Origin of the sequence: Pseudomonas sp. C11 (assembly GCF_034683865.1) — a bacterium.
Lineage (GTDB): Bacteria > Pseudomonadota > Gammaproteobacteria > Pseudomonadales > Pseudomonadaceae > Aquipseudomonas.
In genome coordinates this window covers 65,084-83,802 of sequence record NZ_JAWIIP010000016.1, presented here as the reverse complement: position 1 = coordinate 83,802, position 18,719 = coordinate 65,084, and the positions used below count along the sequence as shown (strand labels likewise).

General features: G+C 64.3%; 16 protein-coding genes and 2 pseudogenes. 10 read left to right on the top strand and 8 right to left on the bottom strand.

Annotated features, from left to right (window positions below):
• The first annotated feature begins 98 nt into the window (after positions 1–98).
• From VC352_RS21695 to VC352_RS21670, 6 genes are all read left to right on the top strand, one after another.
• Positions 99–1,157, top strand: a complete 1,059-nt coding sequence (locus tag VC352_RS21695) for an ABC transporter substrate-binding protein (protein ID WP_322981578.1) — start codon at positions 99–101, stop codon at positions 1,155–1,157.
• 164 nt (positions 1,158–1,321) lie between these two features.
• Complete coding sequence (locus VC352_RS21690; RefSeq protein ID WP_322981577.1) at positions 1,322–2,128, top strand: alkaline phosphatase family protein; 807 nt, start codon at positions 1,322–1,324, stop codon at positions 2,126–2,128.
• A complete protein-coding gene (locus VC352_RS21685) occupies positions 2,125–2,970 on the top strand; it encodes an ABC transporter permease (RefSeq protein WP_322981576.1) in 846 nt (281 codons plus the stop codon). The genes VC352_RS21690 and VC352_RS21685 overlap by 4 nt, the downstream gene beginning before the upstream one ends.
• A complete protein-coding gene (locus VC352_RS21680; RefSeq protein WP_322981575.1) occupies positions 2,957–3,754 on the top strand; it encodes an ABC transporter permease in 798 nt (265 codons plus the stop codon). Before VC352_RS21685 ends, VC352_RS21680 begins: the two co-directional genes overlap by 14 nt.
• Complete coding sequence (locus VC352_RS21675; protein WP_322981574.1) at positions 3,751–4,737, top strand: ABC transporter ATP-binding protein; 987 nt, start codon at positions 3,751–3,753, stop codon at positions 4,735–4,737. Before VC352_RS21680 ends, VC352_RS21675 begins: the two co-directional genes overlap by 4 nt.
• Positions 4,737–5,390 (top strand): HAD family hydrolase, encoded by a 654-nt coding sequence (locus VC352_RS21670; RefSeq protein WP_322981573.1) that lies wholly within the window; start codon positions 4,737–4,739, stop codon positions 5,388–5,390. Before VC352_RS21675 ends, VC352_RS21670 begins: the two co-directional genes overlap by 1 nt.
• Before the next feature lie 85 nt (positions 5,391–5,475).
• Here VC352_RS21670 and VC352_RS25610 read toward each other — a convergent pair whose 3' ends face one another.
• The 4 genes and pseudogenes from VC352_RS25610 to VC352_RS25595 all read right to left on the bottom strand — a co-directional run.
• Positions 5,476–6,180 (bottom strand): methyl-accepting chemotaxis protein, encoded by a 705-nt coding sequence (locus VC352_RS25610; protein WP_416340225.1) that lies wholly within the window; start codon positions 6,178–6,180, stop codon positions 5,476–5,478.
• Positions 6,181–6,378: 198 nt separating this feature from the next.
• Positions 6,379–7,263, bottom strand: a pseudogene (locus VC352_RS25605) (methyl-accepting chemotaxis protein); the annotation flags it as partial.
• Between the two features lie 331 nt (positions 7,264–7,594).
• Positions 7,595–8,299 carry a methyl-accepting chemotaxis protein gene (locus tag VC352_RS25600; protein ID WP_416340224.1) on the bottom strand — a complete coding sequence of 235 codons (705 nt, stop codon included), beginning with the start codon at positions 8,297–8,299 and terminating at the stop codon, positions 7,595–7,597.
• Positions 8,300–8,497: 198 nt separating this feature from the next.
• Positions 8,498–9,517, bottom strand: a pseudogene (locus VC352_RS25595) (methyl-accepting chemotaxis protein); the annotation flags it as partial.
• A gap of 461 nt (positions 9,518–9,978) precedes the next feature.
• On the opposite strand from VC352_RS25595, the gene VC352_RS21655 reads away from it, so the two are divergent.
• Positions 9,979–10,926, top strand: coding sequence for a bile acid:sodium symporter family protein (locus VC352_RS21655; RefSeq protein ID WP_322981570.1), 948 nt, complete (start codon positions 9,979–9,981; stop codon positions 10,924–10,926).
• Between the two features lie 32 nt (positions 10,927–10,958).
• On the opposite strand, the gene VC352_RS21650 is transcribed toward VC352_RS21655, so the two are convergent.
• Positions 10,959–12,839 carry an MFS transporter gene (locus VC352_RS21650; protein ID WP_322981569.1) on the bottom strand — a complete coding sequence of 627 codons (1,881 nt, stop codon included), beginning with the start codon at positions 12,837–12,839 and terminating at the stop codon, positions 10,959–10,961.
• 91 nt (positions 12,840–12,930) lie between these two features.
• Positions 12,931–13,812 carry an RluA family pseudouridine synthase gene (locus VC352_RS21645; RefSeq protein ID WP_322981568.1) on the bottom strand — a complete coding sequence of 294 codons (882 nt, stop codon included), beginning with the start codon at positions 13,810–13,812 and terminating at the stop codon, positions 12,931–12,933.
• Positions 13,813–13,934: 122 nt separating this feature from the next.
• Here VC352_RS21645 and VC352_RS21640 point away from each other — a divergent pair, with 122 nt between their 5' ends.
• The 3 genes from VC352_RS21640 to VC352_RS21630 all read left to right on the top strand — a co-directional run bounded on the left by VC352_RS21640 (position 13,935) and on the right by VC352_RS21630 (position 17,503).
• Positions 13,935–14,606, top strand: a complete 672-nt coding sequence (locus VC352_RS21640) for a hypothetical protein (protein ID WP_322981567.1) — start codon at positions 13,935–13,937, stop codon at positions 14,604–14,606.
• Positions 14,607–14,727: 121 nt separating this feature from the next.
• On the top strand, positions 14,728–15,738 hold the full coding sequence (gene gap, locus VC352_RS21635) for a type I glyceraldehyde-3-phosphate dehydrogenase (protein WP_322981566.1): 1,011 nt from the start codon (positions 14,728–14,730) through the stop codon (positions 15,736–15,738).
• Positions 15,739–15,898: 160 nt separating this feature from the next.
• Positions 15,899–17,503 (top strand): NAD(P)/FAD-dependent oxidoreductase, encoded by a 1,605-nt coding sequence (locus tag VC352_RS21630; RefSeq protein WP_322981565.1) that lies wholly within the window; start codon positions 15,899–15,901, stop codon positions 17,501–17,503.
• Between the two features lie 185 nt (positions 17,504–17,688).
• On the opposite strand, the gene VC352_RS21625 is transcribed toward VC352_RS21630, so the two are convergent.
• Positions 17,689–18,201, bottom strand: a complete 513-nt coding sequence (locus VC352_RS21625) for a GNAT family N-acetyltransferase (RefSeq protein WP_322981564.1) — start codon at positions 18,199–18,201, stop codon at positions 17,689–17,691.
• Positions 18,202–18,282: 81 nt separating this feature from the next.
• Positions 18,283–18,615: a Na+/H+ antiporter subunit G gene (locus VC352_RS21620; RefSeq protein WP_322981563.1), complete on the bottom strand. Its 333-nt coding sequence runs from the start codon at positions 18,613–18,615 to the stop codon at positions 18,283–18,285.
• Positions 18,616–18,719 lie beyond the last annotated feature (104 nt).

Below are 18,719 nucleotides of genomic sequence, written 5' to 3'. Positions count from 1 at the left end.
CCGTCAGGCGTCAGGACACAAAACTGTCATCAAAGGCGCCTAGATTGGCTCGGGTATTGCTGATCTAGACCAACACTCACACCGCAAAGGAGTTTCCAATGAAACAACTGCTGCTGGCTTCACTGATGGGTTCGGCCATCGCTCTGGCCACTTCCGCCATGGCTGCAGGCACCGACCTGCAGGCACTGGAAAAAGCCGCTCGTGCCGAAGGCACGGTGAATAGCGTGGGGATGCCCGATAGCTGGGCCAACTGGAAGGACACCTGGAACGACCTGAACACCAAGTACGGCCTCAAGCACTCCGACACCGACATGAGCTCGGCCCAGGAGATCGCCAAGTTCGCTGCCGAGAAGGACAACGCCACCGCCGATATCGGCGACGTTGGCGCCGCCTTCGGCCCCATCGCCATGCAGCAGGGCGTGACCCAGCCGTACAAGCCGAGCACCTGGGAACAGATCCCAAGCTGGGCCAAGGACGCCGATGGCCACTGGATGCTGGCCTACACCGGCTCCATCGCCTTCATCGTCAACAAGCAACTGGTCAAGGACGTTCCGAAATCCTGGGCCGACCTGAAGAACGGCAAGTACCGCGTCGCCATCGGTGACGTCAGTGCCGCCGCCCAGGCCGTCAATGGTGTACTGGCTGCCGCCATCGCCAATGGCGGTGACGAGAAGAACATCCAGCCGGGCCTGGACTTCTTCGCCGCCATCGCCGAGCAGGGCCGTCTGTCGCTGTCCAACCCGACCATCCAGACCCTGGAAAAAGGCGAAGTGGAAGTCGGCATCGTCTGGGACTTCAACGGCCTGTCCTACCGCGACCAGATCGACCCGAGCCGCTTCGAGGTGCTGATCCCCTCCGATGGCTCGGTGATATCCGGCTACACCACCATCATCAACAAGTACGCCAAGAACCCCAACGCGGCCAAGCTGGCGCGTGAGTACATCCTCTCCGACGCCGGCCAGATCAACCTGGCCAAGGGCAATGCCCGGCCGATCCGCGCCGAGCACCTGACCCTGCCGGCCGATGTGCAAGCCAAGCTGCTGCCCAACGAGCAATACGCCAAGGTGCAGCCGATCAAGGACGCCGCCGCCTGGGAAGCTACCTCCAAGGCGCTGCCGCAGATGTGGCAGGAGAACGTGATCATCAATATGGAGTGATGCGTTGCATCGTGGGAGGCGCGTAGGGTGGACGACGCTTCATCCGTCCACCTTGCAAAATCGGTCGGTGGATTGAGCGCCATCACCCGCCCTTGCCGTTTTGGCGTTTACCCATGCGGTGGATCGACGAAGCACGATCCACCCTACGCTTTTCAGGATTCCCCATGCCTTCCAAGGTCATCCTCGTCGTGCTCGACGGCCTCAGCCACTCGGTCGCGCAACATGCCATGGGCCATCTGCATGCCTGGTGCGACGCCGGGCGCGCGGCCTTCTACCGTCTCGACTGCGAACTACCGGCGCTGTCGCGCCCGCTCTACGAGGCCATCCTCACTGGCGTGTGCCCCATCGACAGCGGCATCGTGCACAACGATGTGTCGCGCCTGTCGCGCGAACGCAGCCTGTTTCATTACGCCCGCGATGCCGGCCTAAGCACTGCCGCCGCGGCTTATCACTGGGTCAGCGAGCTGTACAACCGCTCGCCCTTCATCGCCGTGCGCGACCGTCACACCTGCGATGAATCGCTACCGATCCAGTACGGCCACTTCTACTACGCCGACCATTACCCGGATTCGCACCTGTTCGTCGACGCCGAGAGCCTGCGCCTGCAGCACGCGCCCGACCTGCTGCTGGTGCACCCGATGAACATCGACGACGCCGGCCACAAGCACGGCCTGGACAGCCCACAGTACCGCAACGCAGCGCGCATGGCCGACGTGCTACTGGCCGACCATCTGCAGAACTGGGTCGATGCCGGCTACCAGGTGCTGGTCACCGCCGACCACGGCATGAACGTCGACCGCTCGCACAACGGCCTGCTCCCCGAGGAGCGCCAGGTGCCGCTGTTCGTCATCGGCGACGCCTTCAGCCTCGATGCCAGCGCGCGCCCACGCCAGCTCGAACTGTGCGGCAGCATCTGTCAGTTGCTCGGTGTGCCCCACGACAAACCCTACTGCGCGGAGTTGCTGAAATGAGCGCGCCGTCCTCCCTGCGGCGCTGGCTGCCGCTGCTGTGCGTGCTGCCCTTCGCCGCGTTCTTCCTGGTGTTCCAGGTGGCGCCGCTGGTGTGGGTGGCGATCAACAGCCTGAACAGCCCCACGGGCTGGGGCTTGGGTAATTTCGAGAAGATCTTCGCCTCCAAGTTCTACCTGCAGGCAATCAAGCACAGCCTGGAGATCGCCTTCTGGTCGAGCCTGTTCGGCATGGCCATTGCCATCCTCGGCAGCTACTCGCTGCGCCAGGTGGACTCGAAGCTGCGCGACTTCGTCATCGCCTTCTCCAACATGACCAGCAACTTCGCCGGGGTGCCGCTGGCCTTCGCCTTCATCATCCTGCTCGGCTTCAACGGCGCGCTGACTCTGCTGCTGATCCAGCTCGGCCTGATCGAGAGCTTCAACCTCTACTCGAAGAACGGCCTGATCGTGCTCTACACCTACTTCCAGATCCCCCTCGGCGTGCTGCTGCTCTACCCCGCCTTCGACGCCCTGCGCCAGGACTGGCGCGAGTCCGCCGCATTGCTCGGTGCCGGCACCTGGGACTTCTGGCGGCACATCGGCCTGCCGGTGCTGACCCCGGCGCTGCTCGGCACCTTCGTCATCCTCCTGGCCAACGCTCTGGGCGCCTATGCCACGGTGTATTACCTGACCACCGGCAACTTCAACGTGCTGCCGATCCGCATCGCGGCGATGGTCTCCGGCGATATCGCGCTGAACCCGAACCTGGCCAGCGCCCTGTCGATGATCCTGGTCGGGCTGATGGTGCTGATCACCGTCGTCCACCAACTGCTGCTGAAAAGGAGTCGGCATGTCACGCGCTGATGCCCCCACCGCCAGCCTCTACCACCGCGTCGTGGTCTGGCTGCTGTTTCTCATCCTGCTGCTACCGCTGGCCGGCACCCTGCTCTACTCGCTGGCCACCAGTTGGTCGGCGACCATCCTGCCGGACGGCCTGACCCTCAAGTGGTACGCCGCGCTGTGGAGCGACGAGCGCTTCCTGCGCGCCTTCGCCCAGTCGCTGCTGGTGTGCTTCGGCGCCCTGGCATTGTCGGTGGTGTTGATCCTGCCGCTGATGTTCGTGGTGCATTACCACTTCCCCAAACTCGACACACTGATGAACGTGCTGATCCTGCTGCCGTTCGCCGTGCCGCCGGTGGTGTCCTCGGTGGGCCTGCTGCAGCTCTACGGCTCCGGCCCATTGGCGATGACCGGCACGCCGTGGATTTTGCTCGGCTGCTACTTCACCATCGCCCTGCCGTTCATGTACCGCGCCATCGCCAACAACCTGCAGGCGATCAACCTGCGCGACCTGATGGACGCCGCCCACCTGCTCGGCGCCAGCACCTGGAAGGCGGCCTTGCTGGTGGTGCTGCCGAACCTGCGCAAGGGCCTGATGGTGTCGTTGTTCCTCTCCTTCAGCTTCCTGTTCGGCGAGTTCGTCTTCGCCAACATGCTGGTGGGCACCCGCTACGAGACGCTGCAGGTGTACCTGAACAACATGCGCAACAGCAGCGGCCACTTCAACAGTGCGCTGGTGATCTCCTACTTCTTCTTCGTCCTGGTGTTCACCTGGGCGGCCAACCGTTTGAACAGGGACAAGGCATGAGCTTTCTGAGCATCCAGAACCTGCATAAAAGCTACGGCGACACCCGTATCTTCAGCGACATCAACTGCGAGATCGGCCAGGGCGAGTTCGTCACCCTGCTCGGCCCCTCCGGCTGCGGCAAGTCCACCCTGCTGCGCTGCATCGCCGGGCTGACCGAGGTCGACGGCGGACGCATCAATCTCAGTGGCGAAGACCTGGTGCCGCTGCCACCGCAAAAACGCGGTATCGGCATGGTGTTCCAGAGCTATGCGCTGTTCCCCAACATGAGCGTGGCGCAGAACGTCGCCTTCGGCCTGCGCATGCAGAAGGTGGCCAAGGCCGAGAGCGAACAACGCGTGCGCGAGGCGCTGGAGATGGTCGAGCTGGGCGACTTCGCCACGCGCTACCCGCACCAGCTCTCCGGCGGCCAGTGCCAGCGCGTGGCCCTGGCCCGCTCGCTGGTCACCCGCCCGCGCCTACTGCTGCTCGACGAGCCGTTGTCGGCCCTCGATGCACGCATCCGCAAGCATCTGCGCGAACAGATTCGCGCCATCCAGCAGGAGCTGAACCTGACCACCATCTTCGTCACTCACGATCAGGAAGAAGCGCTGACCATGAGCGATCGCATCTTCCTGATGAATGCCGGCCAGATCGTCCAGAGCGGCGACGCCGAAACCCTTTACACCGCCCCTGTGGATGCCTTCGCCGCCGGCTTCATCGGCAACTACAACCTGCTCGAGGCCGACGCTGCCAGCCGTCTGCTCGGCCAGCCGATGGGCTCGCGCGTGGCCATTCGCCCGGAGGCCATCGCTTTCGCCGACAACGGCATCGCCGCACGGATCATCAGCCACAGCCTGCTGGGCAACGTCATCCGCTACCGCGTCGAGGCGCAGGGCAGCCAGTTGCTGGTGGACGTGCTCAACCGCTCGGCCGCCGACCTGCATGGCAACGGCCAGGCGGTGAGCCTGCAGATCGACGCGAGCGCAATCCGGGAGGTGAAGTGATGGCCCTGGCAATTTTCGATCTGGACGAAACCCTGATCCATGGCGACTGCGCCAGCCTGTGGACGGAGGAAATGGTCAAGATCGGCTGGGCCGATGGTGAATCCTTCCTCGCCCACGAGCAGGAGCTGATGCGCCAGTACGCCGCCGGCACCCTGGCCATGGAGGACTATATGGCCTACACCCTGTCGCCGCTGGTTGGCCGCACGCCCGAGGAGGTCGCCCATGTGGTCGAGCCCTTCGTCGAGGATGTGATCGAACCGATCTTCTACACCGACGCCAGCCGTTGCCTGGCCGCGCATCGCCAGGCCGGCGACCGCCTGCTGGTGATTTCCGCCTCGGCGCATTTTCTGGTCAGTGCCATCGCCGAACGTTTCGGTATCGACCAAGTACTGGCCATCGACCTGGAACAGCAGCATGGCTTCTACACCGGGCGTACCCAGGGCGTGCTCACCTACCGCGAAGGCAAGGTCACGCGCCTCAATGCCTGGCTCGCCGAGCAGGGCGAAAGCCTGGCTGGGGCCAGCTTCTACTCCGACTCGCGCAACGACCTGCCGCTGCTGCAATTGGTCGACAAGCCGTTCACGGTCAACCCCGACCCGACCCTGCGCGCCCATGCCGAGCAGGCTGGCTGGCCGATCCTGAGCTGGCGGTGAATACGCGCTATCGCGGCTGAAGCCGCTCCTACGGGAGACTCTTCAACCGCGATCGATGTAGGGCGGGTGAAACCCGCCACTTGTCTTACAGACGGAAACGACTGACCAACGCCTGCAGGTGCCCACCCAAACGCGCCAATTCGGCGCTGGAGGCGGCAGTCTCCTCGCTGGCACCGGCGGTCTGCTCGGAGATGTCGCGCACGCTGATCACGCTGCGACTGATTTCCTCGGCCACCGCACTCTGCTCCTCGGCGGCGGCGGCGATCTGCTGGTTCATCGACTGGATGTTGGACACCGCCTGGGTGATGCTGGCCAGCGAGCTGCCGGCCTGACGGCTCAGCTCCACGCTGCTGTCGGTGATATCACGACTGGCGCGCATGGCGGCCGCGACCTGCTGCGTACCGCTCTGCAGGCCGGCGATCAGCGCTTCGATTTCCTCGGTGGATTTCTGCGTACGCTGCGCCAGGCCACGCACCTCGTCGGCCACCACAGCGAAACCGCGCCCGGCCTCACCGGCACGCGCCGCCTCGATGGCGGCGTTGAGCGCCAGCAGGTTGGTCTGCTCGGCCACCGACTTGATCACATCCATCACGCTGCCGATCTTGTCGCTTTCCTTCTGCAGACCGGTCATCGCCTCGGAAGAACGCCCCACCTCGGCAGCCAGACATTCGATTTGCGCGACCACCTGGTTCACCACCTGATTGCCCTCACGAGCCTCGCCATCGGCAGCGGTGGCGGCATGCGCAGCCTGCTCGGCGTTCTGCGCGACCTCCTGCACGGTGGCCGACATTTCATGCATGGCGGTGGCCACCTGATCGGTCTCCTGGCGCTGGTGGTTGGCACCGGCGCTGGTCTGCTCGGTCACGGCCGACAATTGCTCGGCGGCACTGGCGATCTGCGCCACGCCGTCGCGAATGCCGCCGATCAGTTCGCGCAGGGTACTGGCCATCTGGGCGATGCCCTGTTGCAGCAGGCCCAGTTCGTCGCGACGGGCCACCTGCTGGGTATCGGTCAGGTCGCCCTCGGCGATGCGCCGCACGGCGCCCAGGGTGTCACGCAGTGGATGGGTGATCTGACGGGTGATCAACCAGGCCGCCAGCACGCCAAACAGCAGCGCCAAGAGCACGGCAACAATCTGCCAGGTACGCGCCTGACTGCTTTCGATAGCCAGACGCTCGGTCTGGAACGCGTACAGAGCATCACTGATGCGCACGATCTCGCGCTGCTGGTCGGTCATTTCCTGACGCGTGCGGGCGATGTCCTGAGTGGCCTGCTTGAGAGCCTGCATGGCCTGGGCGTAGCTGCCGAGCAGCGTCTCGATCCGCGTGACATCATCGCTGCGCTGTGCGCCGAAGGCCTCGCGCAGCGGCTCCAGGGTCGCACGTGCAGCCGCCAGACGGGCTACCAGCGCCTGCTCGGTATCGCTGTCAGCGCTGTTGTCATAGCGTTCGAGCAGGTAGCGCACACTGAGCAACTCGCCCTGTGTCTGATTCAGTGCCTGCAACTGGCCGAAACGGCGACCATCGTATTCCGGCAGCAACTGCACGCCACGCTGCAGGCCCGCCAGCACCTGAGCCAACTGTTGTGCTTCGTCGGCTACCCGGCGCCGAGCCTGCTCGGCTGCCGCGTAGGCCGAACGCATGCCCGCCAGCGACTGCTGATAGGCCTGGTTATAGCCATCCTGCTCACGCAGCAGCTTGACGTTGACCGGATTGGTGAACGTCTGCAGCAGCTTCTTCTGCTGTTGCAGGTAGATGTCCAGACTGCCGAGCAGGCGCTCGGTGGTCGGCGCATCGCCCTTGGCCAGCATGAACTGCAGGCGTGCGACGCGCAGGTTGGTGAGGGTGTTGTTGAGCTGAGCGATCTCGCTCATCCAGGTGCTGCGCTGAATAACGCTGCCGAGGCTGCTCCAGGCAACCCAGGCGAGCGCCAGGGTGAGTGCCAGAACCAGCCCGAAGCCGAGTGCCAGCTTGCGCGTAACGCTGAGGTTCGCAAACCACGAATGCATGAACAGTCTCCACGAGAGTCTTGGGGGTGCGCTGGAGAATTGTTCTTTTTGAAGCCAGCAAGGTCTGTGCTGACGCAGGCGAAGCGGCGGGAGGCACAGCCATTTATCGACTGCGTCACGAAACGGCAAAAGGCTGTGTTACCGAGGATTTCAAGCGACCATCGGACGTGGCGAGCGCCACGCCCGATCAGAGGGATCAGACCCGGAAGCGGTTGACCAAGGTCTGCAGGTGATTTCCCAGACGCGCCAGCTCCACCGAACTGGCGGCGGTCTCTTCGCTGGCCTCGGCGGTCTGCTCGGCGACATCGCGCACATTGACCACGCTGCGGCCGATTTCCTCGGCCACCGCACCCTGCTGCTCGGCAGCGGCGGCGATCTGCTGGTTCATCGACTGGATGTTGGAGACCTTCTGATTGATCACCACCAGCGCATCGCCGGCCTTGCGCGCCAGACCGACGCTGCCCTCGGTCAGGCTGCGGCTTTCCTGCAGCACGCTGGCCACCTGCTGGGTACCTCGTTGCAGGGCGCCGATCAGGCTCTCGATCTCTTCGGTGGACTGCTGGGTACGGCGTGCCAGGTTGCGCACTTCATCGGCGACCACGGCAAAACCGCGCCCGGCCTCACCCGCTCGCGCCGCCTCGATGGCGGCATTCAGCGCCAGCAGGTTGGTCTGATCGGCGACGGCCTTGATCACATCCATCACACTGCCGATCTTCGCGCTTTCCTGCTGCAGCAGATCCATGGCCTCGGTGGAGCGCACCATCTCGCCCGCCAGTGCCTCGATCTGGCCGATGGCCTCGACCACCACCCTGCCGCCTTGATTCGCTTCGGCGTCGGCGTCGATGGCAGCACGCGATGCATGCTCGGCGTTACGCGCGACCTCGTGAACCGTGGCGGACATTTCCTGCATGGCGGTCGCCACCTGGTCGGTCTCGAGCTTCTGGCTGTTGACTCCGGCGCTGGTCTGCTCGGTCACCGCCGACAGCTGTTCGGCGGCGCTGGCGATCTGGCTGACGCCATCACGGATGCCGCCGATCAGCTCGCGCAGGGCATTGCCCATGCGCTGTACGCCTTGCTGCAGCGCACCGATCTCATCGCGGCGGGAGGTGCTGGGTATGGCAGTCAGATCGCCCCCTGCAATGCGCTCCACAGCGGCCAGAGTCGTGGCCAGCGGTACGGTAATCTGCCGCGTGATGGCAATGGCCGACAGCACGCCAACAGCCAACGCCAGCAAGGTCGCGATCACCTGCACGCTCTTGGCCATGGACGCGTCGGCATTGCTCTGCTCGACCTGATTGCGAATCAGCTCGTCGCTCAGACGGACGATTTCCGCTCCTTGTCGATCCAGCTCGTCACGCGCCTGGATGACGGCCGTATTGGCCTGCTGGAAAGTCTGCACGGCCGTGCGGTAACCCTCGAAGGCAGCCTGGATCGCCTTGACCTGCTCGGGAGCCTGAGCACCGATGATGCTATCGAGCTCATCGAGGCTCTCGCGAGTGCGCTGCAGTTGCCGCGTCACGGCCGCTTCGGTATCGGCATTGACGTTGGCGGTGTAACCGCGCACCTCGTAGCGCATCAGTTGCAGCCCTTCCTTGGCGTCACGCATGGCGCGGTAGCTGGCGAGCCGCTGTGGGTCGTATTCGGGAATACGCAGCACCAGGGTCTCGATCTGCTCGAGCTGGGCGAAGGCGTCACGGGCCTGTCTGCCCATTTCACCACGCGCGGTACTGGCCTGACGGTAGGCAGCCTGCATGGCATTGAGCGAGGCCTGATAGAGATCGATCTGCTCGCTCTGAGCCTTGAATCGAGCAACGTTATCGGGATTGGTGAAATGCGCGCTGACGCGCTCATGGGCCTTTCGATACTGCTCCAGCGACTGCTGCATGCGCTCGGCCAGGGTGTTGTCACCATTGCTCGCGATGTAATGCAGGCGGCTGACGCGCAGGTCATCAAGCAGATCATTGACGTCGTTGATTTCGACGACACGCTCACTGCGCTCGGTCAGACGTCCAATGCTGTCCCAACCGGAAGCAGCCAGCACCAGGGTCAGCAGGAGGACGAGGCCGAAACCGAAGGCCAGTTTGAATGTGACACTGAGATTGCCGAGCCATTTGCTCATGTAATTCTCCAACCGAGGATCGGGGTTTCTGCAACCGCTGGAGAATTGTTCTTGTTACCAGACCGGAATTGTTCGGCACTTTGAGAAGTGACCAGGCGGTCGACAATATCACGGCGCCACTATCCCGTCATTCATCTAGTTGACTGATCTCAGGACTTTTCAGGAGCTGCGGCAAGAAAAGCCTGAGTCGGCGGCGCGGTTACCGGTCCGCAGCAGGATCTAGCGTCCATCCTCGCCCCGGAGCAGATGACGGCGGATCAGAGGCGCATTGCTGGCGTCCCAATTCATCAACCAACACTCGTCCGCCCGGCTCATCCAGACAGGCGCCAGCCGCCAGAAGAAGACCGTCGGAAACCGACAGTCAAAGCTGCCGTTCATCTACCCTATCGAACCCGCCCTCATGCCCGGCCTGATTTGCTAGGCTTGCCGCCCTCTTCCAAAAACACTTCGGATACACCGCCATGCGTGCCCTGATCGCCTTCAGCCGTTTCGTCGGCAATACCTTCGCCCTGTGGGTCTTGCTGTTCGCCATTCTGGCCTTCGTTCAACCGGCCTGGTTCCTGCCCCTGACCGCCTGGATCGTGCCGCTGCTGGGCCTGATCATGTTCGGCATGGGCCTGACCCTGAAGACCGAGGACTTCCGTGAAGTGGCGCGCCGCCCGGTGGCCGTGCTGATCGGCGTCCTGGCGCAGTTCATCATCATGCCCTGCACCGCCTGGCTGCTGTGCCAGGTCTTCGGCCTGCCGGCGCAGATCGCCGTCGGCGTGATCCTGGTCGGTTGCTGCCCCGGCGGCACCGCTTCCAACGTGATCACCTGGTTCGCCCGTGGCGATCTGGCGCTGTCGGTGGCGATCACCTCGGTGACCACCCTGCTCGCACCGCTGGTGACGCCGGCGCTGATCTGGCTGCTGGCTTCGGAATGGCTGCCGGTATCGTTCAGCGCCATGTTCATCTCGATCCTGAAGATGGTGCTGCTGCCCATCGTCCTAGGCCTGGTCGTCCAACGCCTACTCGGCGAGCGGGTGAAAACGGCGGTGGACGTGCTGCCGCTGATCTCCGTGGTGAGCATCGTCGCCATCGTTGCCGCCGTGGTCGCGGCCAGCCAGGCCAAGATCGCCGAGTCCGGCCTGCTGATCATGGCCGTGGTGGTGCTGCACAACGGCATCGGCCTGGCGCTGGGTTACCTGGCCGGCCGCCTGTTCGGCATGCCGCTGGCACAGCGCAAGACGCTCTCCATCGAGGTCGGTATGCAGAACTCTGGCCTGGGCGCCGCACTGGCCAGCGCCCACTTCAGCCCGCTGGCGGCCGTGCCGAGCGCGCTGTTCAGCGTTTGGCACAACCTCTCCGGCCCACTGCTGGCGACCCTCTATCGCCGCATGGGCAACGATACGCCAGAGAAAAATGGCTGAGCCGAGGGTCGTCAGCTCGTTCGCACCACGGGCTAACGACGCTCTCCACGCAGTTCGCTCACCCTCGCCTGCAGCAGGTCACGCGTGGCCTGCTCGGGCGCAATGGCGTCCCCCGCCACCAGCGTCACCCGTGACCACAGGCGCCTGAACAAACCCTTGTTCGGGTCGTAGCTGAAGAAGCTGCCCCACAGCCCCTGCAGGGCCATGGGAATCACCGGCACCGGGTTCTCATCGAGAATGCGCTGCACCCCGCCCTTGAACTCATCGATCTCGCCGTCACGGGTCAGCTTGCCCTCGGGGAAGATGCACACCAGCTCGCCGTTGCGCAGGTACTCGGCGATCTTTTTGAACGCTGCGTCATAGATCAGCAAGTCTTCGTTGCGCCCGGCGATCGGCACGGTGCCGGCAGTGCGGAAGACGAAGTTGAGCACTGGCAGGTCGTAGATCTTGTAGTACATGACGAAGCGCACCGGCCGGCGAATGGCGCCACCGATCAGCAGCGCGTCGACGAACGACACGTGATTGCACACCAGCACGGCCGGCCCTTCCTCGGGGATGACCTGCAGATTGCGGTGTTCGACGCGGTACATCGAATGCCCCAGCAGCCAGATGAGAAAGCGCATGCTGAATTCGGGGACGATCTTGAAGATGTAGCTGTTGACCGCGACGTTCATCAGCGAGGCCACCAGGAACAACTGCGGGATGGTCAGGCCGGCGACACTGAGGAAGAGGATCGCGGCGATGGCCGAGGCCACCATGAACAGGGCGTTGAGGATATTGTTGGCGGCGATCACCCGCGCCCGCTCGTGCTCGGCGGTGCGCGACTGGATCAGCGCGTACAGCGGCACGATATAGAAACCACCGAACAGACCGATGCCGAGGATGCTGCCGAGGATCCACCAGGCCTGGCCATAGCCGAGCAATGCCAACCAGCTGTGCGGCTCGGCGCCCTCGGGGAAGCCGCCGGAGCACCACCACAGCAGGATGCCGAAGAAGGTCAGACCGATGGAGCCAAAGGGCACCAGACCGATTTCCACCTTGTGCCCGCTCATACGCTCGCAGAGCATCGAGCCCAGGCCGATGCCTAGCGAGAACACGGTAAGAATCAGCGTCACCACGCTCTCGTCGCCGTGCAGCCATTCCTTGGAATAGGCCGGAATCTGGGTCAGGTAGATCGCGCCGAGAAACCAGAACCAGGAGTTGCCCACCAGCGAACGCGACACCGCCGGACGCTGGCCGAGGCCGAGGCCGAGCTTCATGGTCAACCAGGACTGACGCAGGATGTTCCAGTCCAGCTTTAGCGTCGGCATCGCCGCCGCTGCACGGGGAATGCCGCGACTGGCCAGGTAGCCCAGCACCGCCACCCCCACCACCGAGCCGGCGACGATCGAGGCGTAGCTGCTGCTGGCCATCATCACGCCGGCGCCGATGGTGCCAGCGAGAATCGCCAGGAAGGTACCCATCTCCACCAGCGCGTTGCCACCGACCAGCTCGTTCTCCTGCAAGTGCTGAGGCAGGATCGAATACTTGACCGGGCCGAACAGGGCCGACTGCGTGCCCATGGCGAACAGCACCGCCAGCATCAACTCAAGATTGTTCAGCAGCACCCCAGCAGCCCCGGCGAGCATGATGAAGATTTCCGCCAGCTTGATCTGACGAATCAGCGCGTCCTTGGCGAACTTCTCGCCGAACTGACCGCCGAGCGCAGAGAACAGAAAGAACGGCAGGATGAACAGCAACGCACAGAGGTTGACCAGCAGATCGCGGTCGGCGTCGGTGTTGAGCTTGAAGAGGATGGCGAGAATCAGCGACTGCTTGAAGATGTTGTCGTTGAAGGCGCCGAGCAATTGCGTCACGAAGAACGGCAGAAACCGTTTCTTTCCGAGCAGGGCGAATTGCGATTGTTGGGTCATCGTCCATGGTCCTCGCGGGGGTTGGATTTGCCCGCACCTGCATTTGACTGCATATCCCCGCGCGAAAGCCACAGCCGAAATGCGACTGCCGTCACCAGGCCAATTGCAATTGGCTCTCGAACTCACGCTCCTGGGCGCTGACCGGGTCGATGAAGCGCAGGCCACGCGCCAACAGCTTGAGCGGTTTGCTGTAGTCGTCGGGCTGCTGGCGGGTGCTGCTGAGTTGTGGGTAGAAGTCGTCGCCTTGGATCGGCGCACCCAGGCCGGCCAGATGCACGCGCAACTGGTGTTTGCGCCCTGTCACCGGCGACAGGCCGTAGCGCCAAAATTGGCCACGGCGCTCCAGCACCTCGATATGCGTCTCGCTGTTGGCCTCCCCCACCACCTCCTGCATGCGGAAGAAGGGCTCGCCTTCGACCATGCGCGAGCGGTGCACGTAGGGAAATTCGAGCTGCGGCAACGCCGGAGCGATAGCCTCGTAGCGCTTGTGCACCTCACGCTGGCGAAACAGTGCCTGATACGCGCCGCGCGTACTCGGCTGAACCGAGAACAGCACCAGACCGGCAGTCAGGCGATCGATACGGTGGATCGGCACCAGATCCGCGTTGCCGGTACGCCTGACCAGGCGCGCCAGCAGCGTTTGCTCGACGTATTCACCAGCCGGCATCACCGGCAGGAAGTGCGGCTTGTCGACCACCAGCAGGTGTTCGTCCTGCCACAGCACCTGTTCCTCGAAGGGAATCGGCGTTTCTTGCGGCACTTCGCGGAAGTAGCGCACCTTGAGCCCGGCGCGATAGAGATGTGACGCATCGAGGGGCGCGCCCTCGGCATCCAGCACCCGCCCGCGCGCCATGCGCTCGAGCCAGGTGGTGCGGTCGATGGCCGGGAAGTGATCGCACAGGCAGTCGAGCACCGTGGCCCATTCGCCCTGTGGCAGGTGAAGGGTGCTGGGACGCATGGCGGAGCTGGGCATGAACAATCGACCGAAAGCGGGAAACCGGCGCATTAGGCCGCAGCCGGCGCGTCTCGTCAAAGCAAACGGCTTGAGCCGGGAACGCGCTGTGGCTATGGTGGCGGCTTCCTTCGGAGGCCCCCATGTCCATCACCCGCAGCCTGTTCGCCACCCTCGCCCTGCTCCCCCTCGTGACCGCCTGCCAGGTTTATACCGGCAAGCCCGAAGGCCCGCCGCCGGCCACGCGCCTGCAAGGTGAGGTGCAAGTCCAGAACGGCGCCCTGCTGTTCACCCCCTGCCAGGAACAGCGCCGCTTTACCCTGGTCGATGCCAGTGGCAGCGGTGTCGAGCGCGAAGCCATGGATCTCCTGGCAGACGGACACAGCAACCTGTTCGCCGATGTCGCCGGCCAATTGGCCGGCAGCCAGGGTCAGGGCAGCGATGGCCGCTTCGAGGTCAGCCGCCTGTATCGCCTGCAGGGCGAAGGTCACGGCTGCGACGACCTCAACTTCAAGCGCCTGACCTTGCGCGCCAGTGGCAACGAGCCGTTCTGGCAGGTGGAAGTCGGCAGCAAGGGCCTGGTGCTCAACCGTCCGGATCACGAGCCGCTGGCCCTGCCCTATCTGGAAGAACAACTGCCGGACGAACGCATCAGCTTCAGCAGTGAGGCCAACGGCCAACGCCTGGAGCTGTGGGTCGCGCCGCAGCGTTGCGTCGACGCCATGAGTGGCACGGTCAACCACCTCAGCGCCGAACTGCGCCTTGATGGCCAGGTGCTGCGGGGTTGCGCCCACTTCGGCGGCATGCGCAACTGACAGCCGCCGCGTGCCGGCAGCGCACCGGCACGCGACTTCCGTCATCTTTTGCCACAGCCGGTTGGCCAGGTCTCGGGCTCTGCACCTAAGCTGAAAGAGCCAATGATGGAAGGAGACCGCCATGCTACGCATTGCCCTGAATGGATATGGGCGTATCGGCCGAGCCCTGGTACGCGCGCTGGTGCAACGCGACCTGCAACAGCGCATCCGCCTGGTCGCGATCAATGACCTCGGCGAGCACGCCACCCTCACCCACCTGACCCGCTTCGACTCCACCTTCGGCCGCTTCCCCGGCGAAGTCGACCTGATCGGCGAGCAACTGCACCTCGGCGGCCAGGCCATCCACCTGCTCAACGAGCGCGAAGCCTTCAACCTGCCGTGGAACCGCCTGGGCGTCGATCTGGTGCTGGAGTGCTCGGGCAAGTTCAAGAAACGCGAACAGGCCGAGCAGCACCTGACCGCCGGCGCGCAGCGCGTGCTGCTCTCGCACCCGCTGGAAAGCGCCGACCTGACCGTGGTCTACGGCGTCAACCACAACCTGCTGAGCAACCAGCAGCAGGTCGTTTCCAACGCCTCCTGCACCACCAACTGCCTGGCGCCACTGGCCAAGGTGCTGCACGAAGCGGTGGGCATCCGCCAAGGCCTGGTCAACACCGTGCACGCCTACACCAACGACCAGAACCTGCTGGACAAGGCCCACGACGACCTCTACCGCGCACGCGCTGCAGCGTTGTCGATGATTCCCACCAGCACCGGCGCGGCGAAGACCATCGGCCTGGTGCTGCCGGAACTGGCCGGTCGCCTCGACGGTCTTTCCGTGCGGGTGCCAACACCCAACGTGTCGCTGCTCGACCTCACCTTCAGCGCCGAACGCCCGGCCAGCCGCGAGGCCATCAACACCGCCCTGCAGGCCGGGGCCAAGGCGCTGACACCGGGGGTGATGGAGTGCAACGAGTTGCCGCTGGTGTCCAGCGACTTCAACGCCCACCCGGTGTCGTGTGTGGTCGACCTCAACCACACCCGCGTGCAGGACGACCTGGTCAAGGTGCTGGCCTGGTACGACAACGAATGGGCCTTCGCCAACCGCATGCTCGACGTGCTGCTGCACTGGCACCACCTGAGCCGTCAGTAGCCCGGATGCAATCCGGGGATTGGGAGCGCGGGACTTCCCGGATTGCATCCGGGCTACGTCGAGGCTTCCAGCCAGCACGACCGGCACGCGGCGATCCTGTACAATCGCCGCCCCTCTTTACACCCTGCCGGATCACCACCGGCCCTGCTGGATACCCGCCATGATTCGCCTGACCGAACTGAAACTGCCGCTCGACCATCCCGAGGAAGCCCTGCGCCCGGCCATCGTCCAGCGCCTGGGCATCGCGGAGGCCGAGCTGCTCGCCTTCGCCGTGTTCAAGCGCAGCTACGATGCGCGCAAGAAGTACGGCGACATGCCGTTCATCTACACCGTAGATTGCGAAGTGAAGAACGAAGCGGCGCTGCTCGCCCGCCTGAGCGATGACAAGCATGTCGGCCCGGCACCGGACATCGCCTACAAGCCGGTGGGCAAGGCCGAAACGCCGCTGGATGAACGCCCCATCGTCGTCGGTTTCGGCCCCTGCGGCATCTTCGCCGCGCTGATCCTGGCTCAGGCCGGCCTGCGCCCCATCGTGCTGGAGCGCGGAAAGGAAGTGCGTCAGCGCACCAAGGACACCTGGGGCCTGTGGCGCAAGAACGTGCTCGACCCGACCTCCAACGTGCAGTTTGGCGAAGGCGGCGCCGGCACCTTCTCCGACGGCAAGCTGTACAGCCAGATCAAGGATCCCAACCACTACGGGCGCAAGGTGCTGGAAGAATTCGTCAAGGCCGGCGCGCCGGACGAGATCCTCTACGTCAGCAAGCCGCATATCGGCACTTTCCGCCTGACCGGCGTGGTCGCCACCATGCGTGAGGAGATCAAGGCCCTTGGCGGCGAAGTGCGCTTCCAGCAGCGCGTCAGCGACCTGCTCATGGCAGACGGTCAACTCAGCGGCGTGGTGCTGGAAAACGGCGAGCAACTGCTCAGCAAGCATGTCGTGCTCGCCCTCGGCCACAGCTCGCGCGACACCTTCCGCATGCTGCATGCCCGTGGCGTGTACCTGGAAGCCAAGCCGTTCTCGGTGGGGTTCCGCATCGAGCACCCGCAATCGCTGATCGACCGTGCTCGCCTGGGCAAGTACGCCGGGCACCCGAAAATCGGCGCCGCCGACTACAAGCTGGTGCACCATGCCAGCAACGGCCGTGCGGTCTATAGCTTCTGCATGTGCCCGGGCGGTACCGTGGTCGCCGCCACCTCCGAGCCGGAGCGCGTGGTCACCAACGGCATGAGCCAGTACTCGCGCAACGAGCGCAACGCCAACGCCGGCATCGTCGTCGGCATCACCCCCGAGCAGGACTACCCGGGCGGCCCGCTGGCCGGCGTGGAACTGCAGGAGCGCCTGGAATCGCACGCCTACGTACTCGGTGGGCGCAACTACGAGGCGCCGGGGCAATTGGTCGGCGACTTCATCAAGGGCACGCCGTCCACAGCACTTGGCGAAGTGCAGCCGTCATACAAGCCGGGCGTGCGCCTGGGCGATCTGGCCCCCTCGCTGCCGGACTTCGCCATCGAGGCGATCCGCGAGGCGATCCCAGCCTTCGCCAAGCAGATCAAGGGCTTCGACCTGGCCGATGCGGTGCTCACCGGCATCGAGACGCGCACCAGCTCGCCGGTGCGCATCACCCGTGGCGATGACCTGCAGAGCCTTAATCTCAAGGGTCTGTACCCGGCCGGTGAAGGCGCGGGCTATGCCGGCGGCATTCTCTCTGCGGGCGTCGATGGCATTCGCGTGGCCGAGGCGGTGATCAAGGATATGCTCGGCTAACCCTGATCACGACTGCGCCACCTGTAGGAGCGGCTGGGCGGCATTCCGCTTCAGCCGCGAAGCGCTGGTTTTACCAGCCTATCGCGGCTGGAACGCATGCAGCCCAGCCGCCTCTACCGACGCACGCCAAAACGCAGCAACAGCAGCGGCGTGCAGGCACGACCAAAGTCAGACCAGGCGCTGGCTCATTCCTCGGGCTCGGCTCTCAGGCAACACAAGGTCGACCGGCCAGAACCGCTCGACCGGCGCTGCGGATCGGGGTAGGTCAGCAACTCGACGAAACCTGCCTTGCGCATCATCCCCGCCGAGGCCACGTTCTCTTCGTGGCGGTCGATGTAGATGTCCTGCAGCCCTTGCGCCAAGAGCATCTCGACCACCTCTCGCAGCAGCCGCGAGCCCAGGCCTCGACCGGCCTGCTGGCGATGCACCACGGCCTCGCAAATATAGGCATGCGTCTGCACGGCGCGCGACGGAGGCTGGTGCTCGGCAAAGGCATCGGTCAGCCGGCAACTGACGAAACCCTGCAACTCGCCACCCTCCTCGGCCAGCCAGGCGCGCGTCTGCCTGGTAGCGATGCCGGCCAGATGCACGCGCACCTCGGCTTCGGGCAAGTAATTCCAGGGATTGGGGCCATGCTCCAGTAGCAGATCGCCCATGGCCTCTATGTCGGTTGCTTGAGCCGCACGCACCTGCAGCATGAGGGTCGCCTCGTCCGAGTCAGAGCCTCAGTCTAGAAGCCGAGCACATCCGCCGACAGATACAGCCGTACGGGAAAACTGTCACTGCTCCCAGGGGCGACCACGGGTCTGCTCGCTCATCGGAAGCTTCTGCTGCAGCGCAGCCTTGGCCAGCATATGCGCGCTGACCGGCGCGGTGATGAACAGGAACAGGGTGATCAACAACTCATGTAGGCTGATGCCATTGCCGCGCGTGCCGAAGTAGATCAGCGAAGCGATGACCATGCCGCCCACGCCCATGGTGGTGGCCTTGGTCGGGCCATGCAGGCGCATGAAGAAATCCGGCAGACGATACAGGCCGATGGCGCCTACCAGGGCGAACAGGCTGCCGATTAGCAGAAACAGGGCGACCAGGCCTTCGATCCAAGTTTGCATACAGCAATCTCCGTAGAACGATTCAACGATCTCGCGAGCTAGCGCCATGCAAGGCAAAAACAGGCGAGGACGCGGAGTTTACGAGTTGTAAATGAGCATCCGAG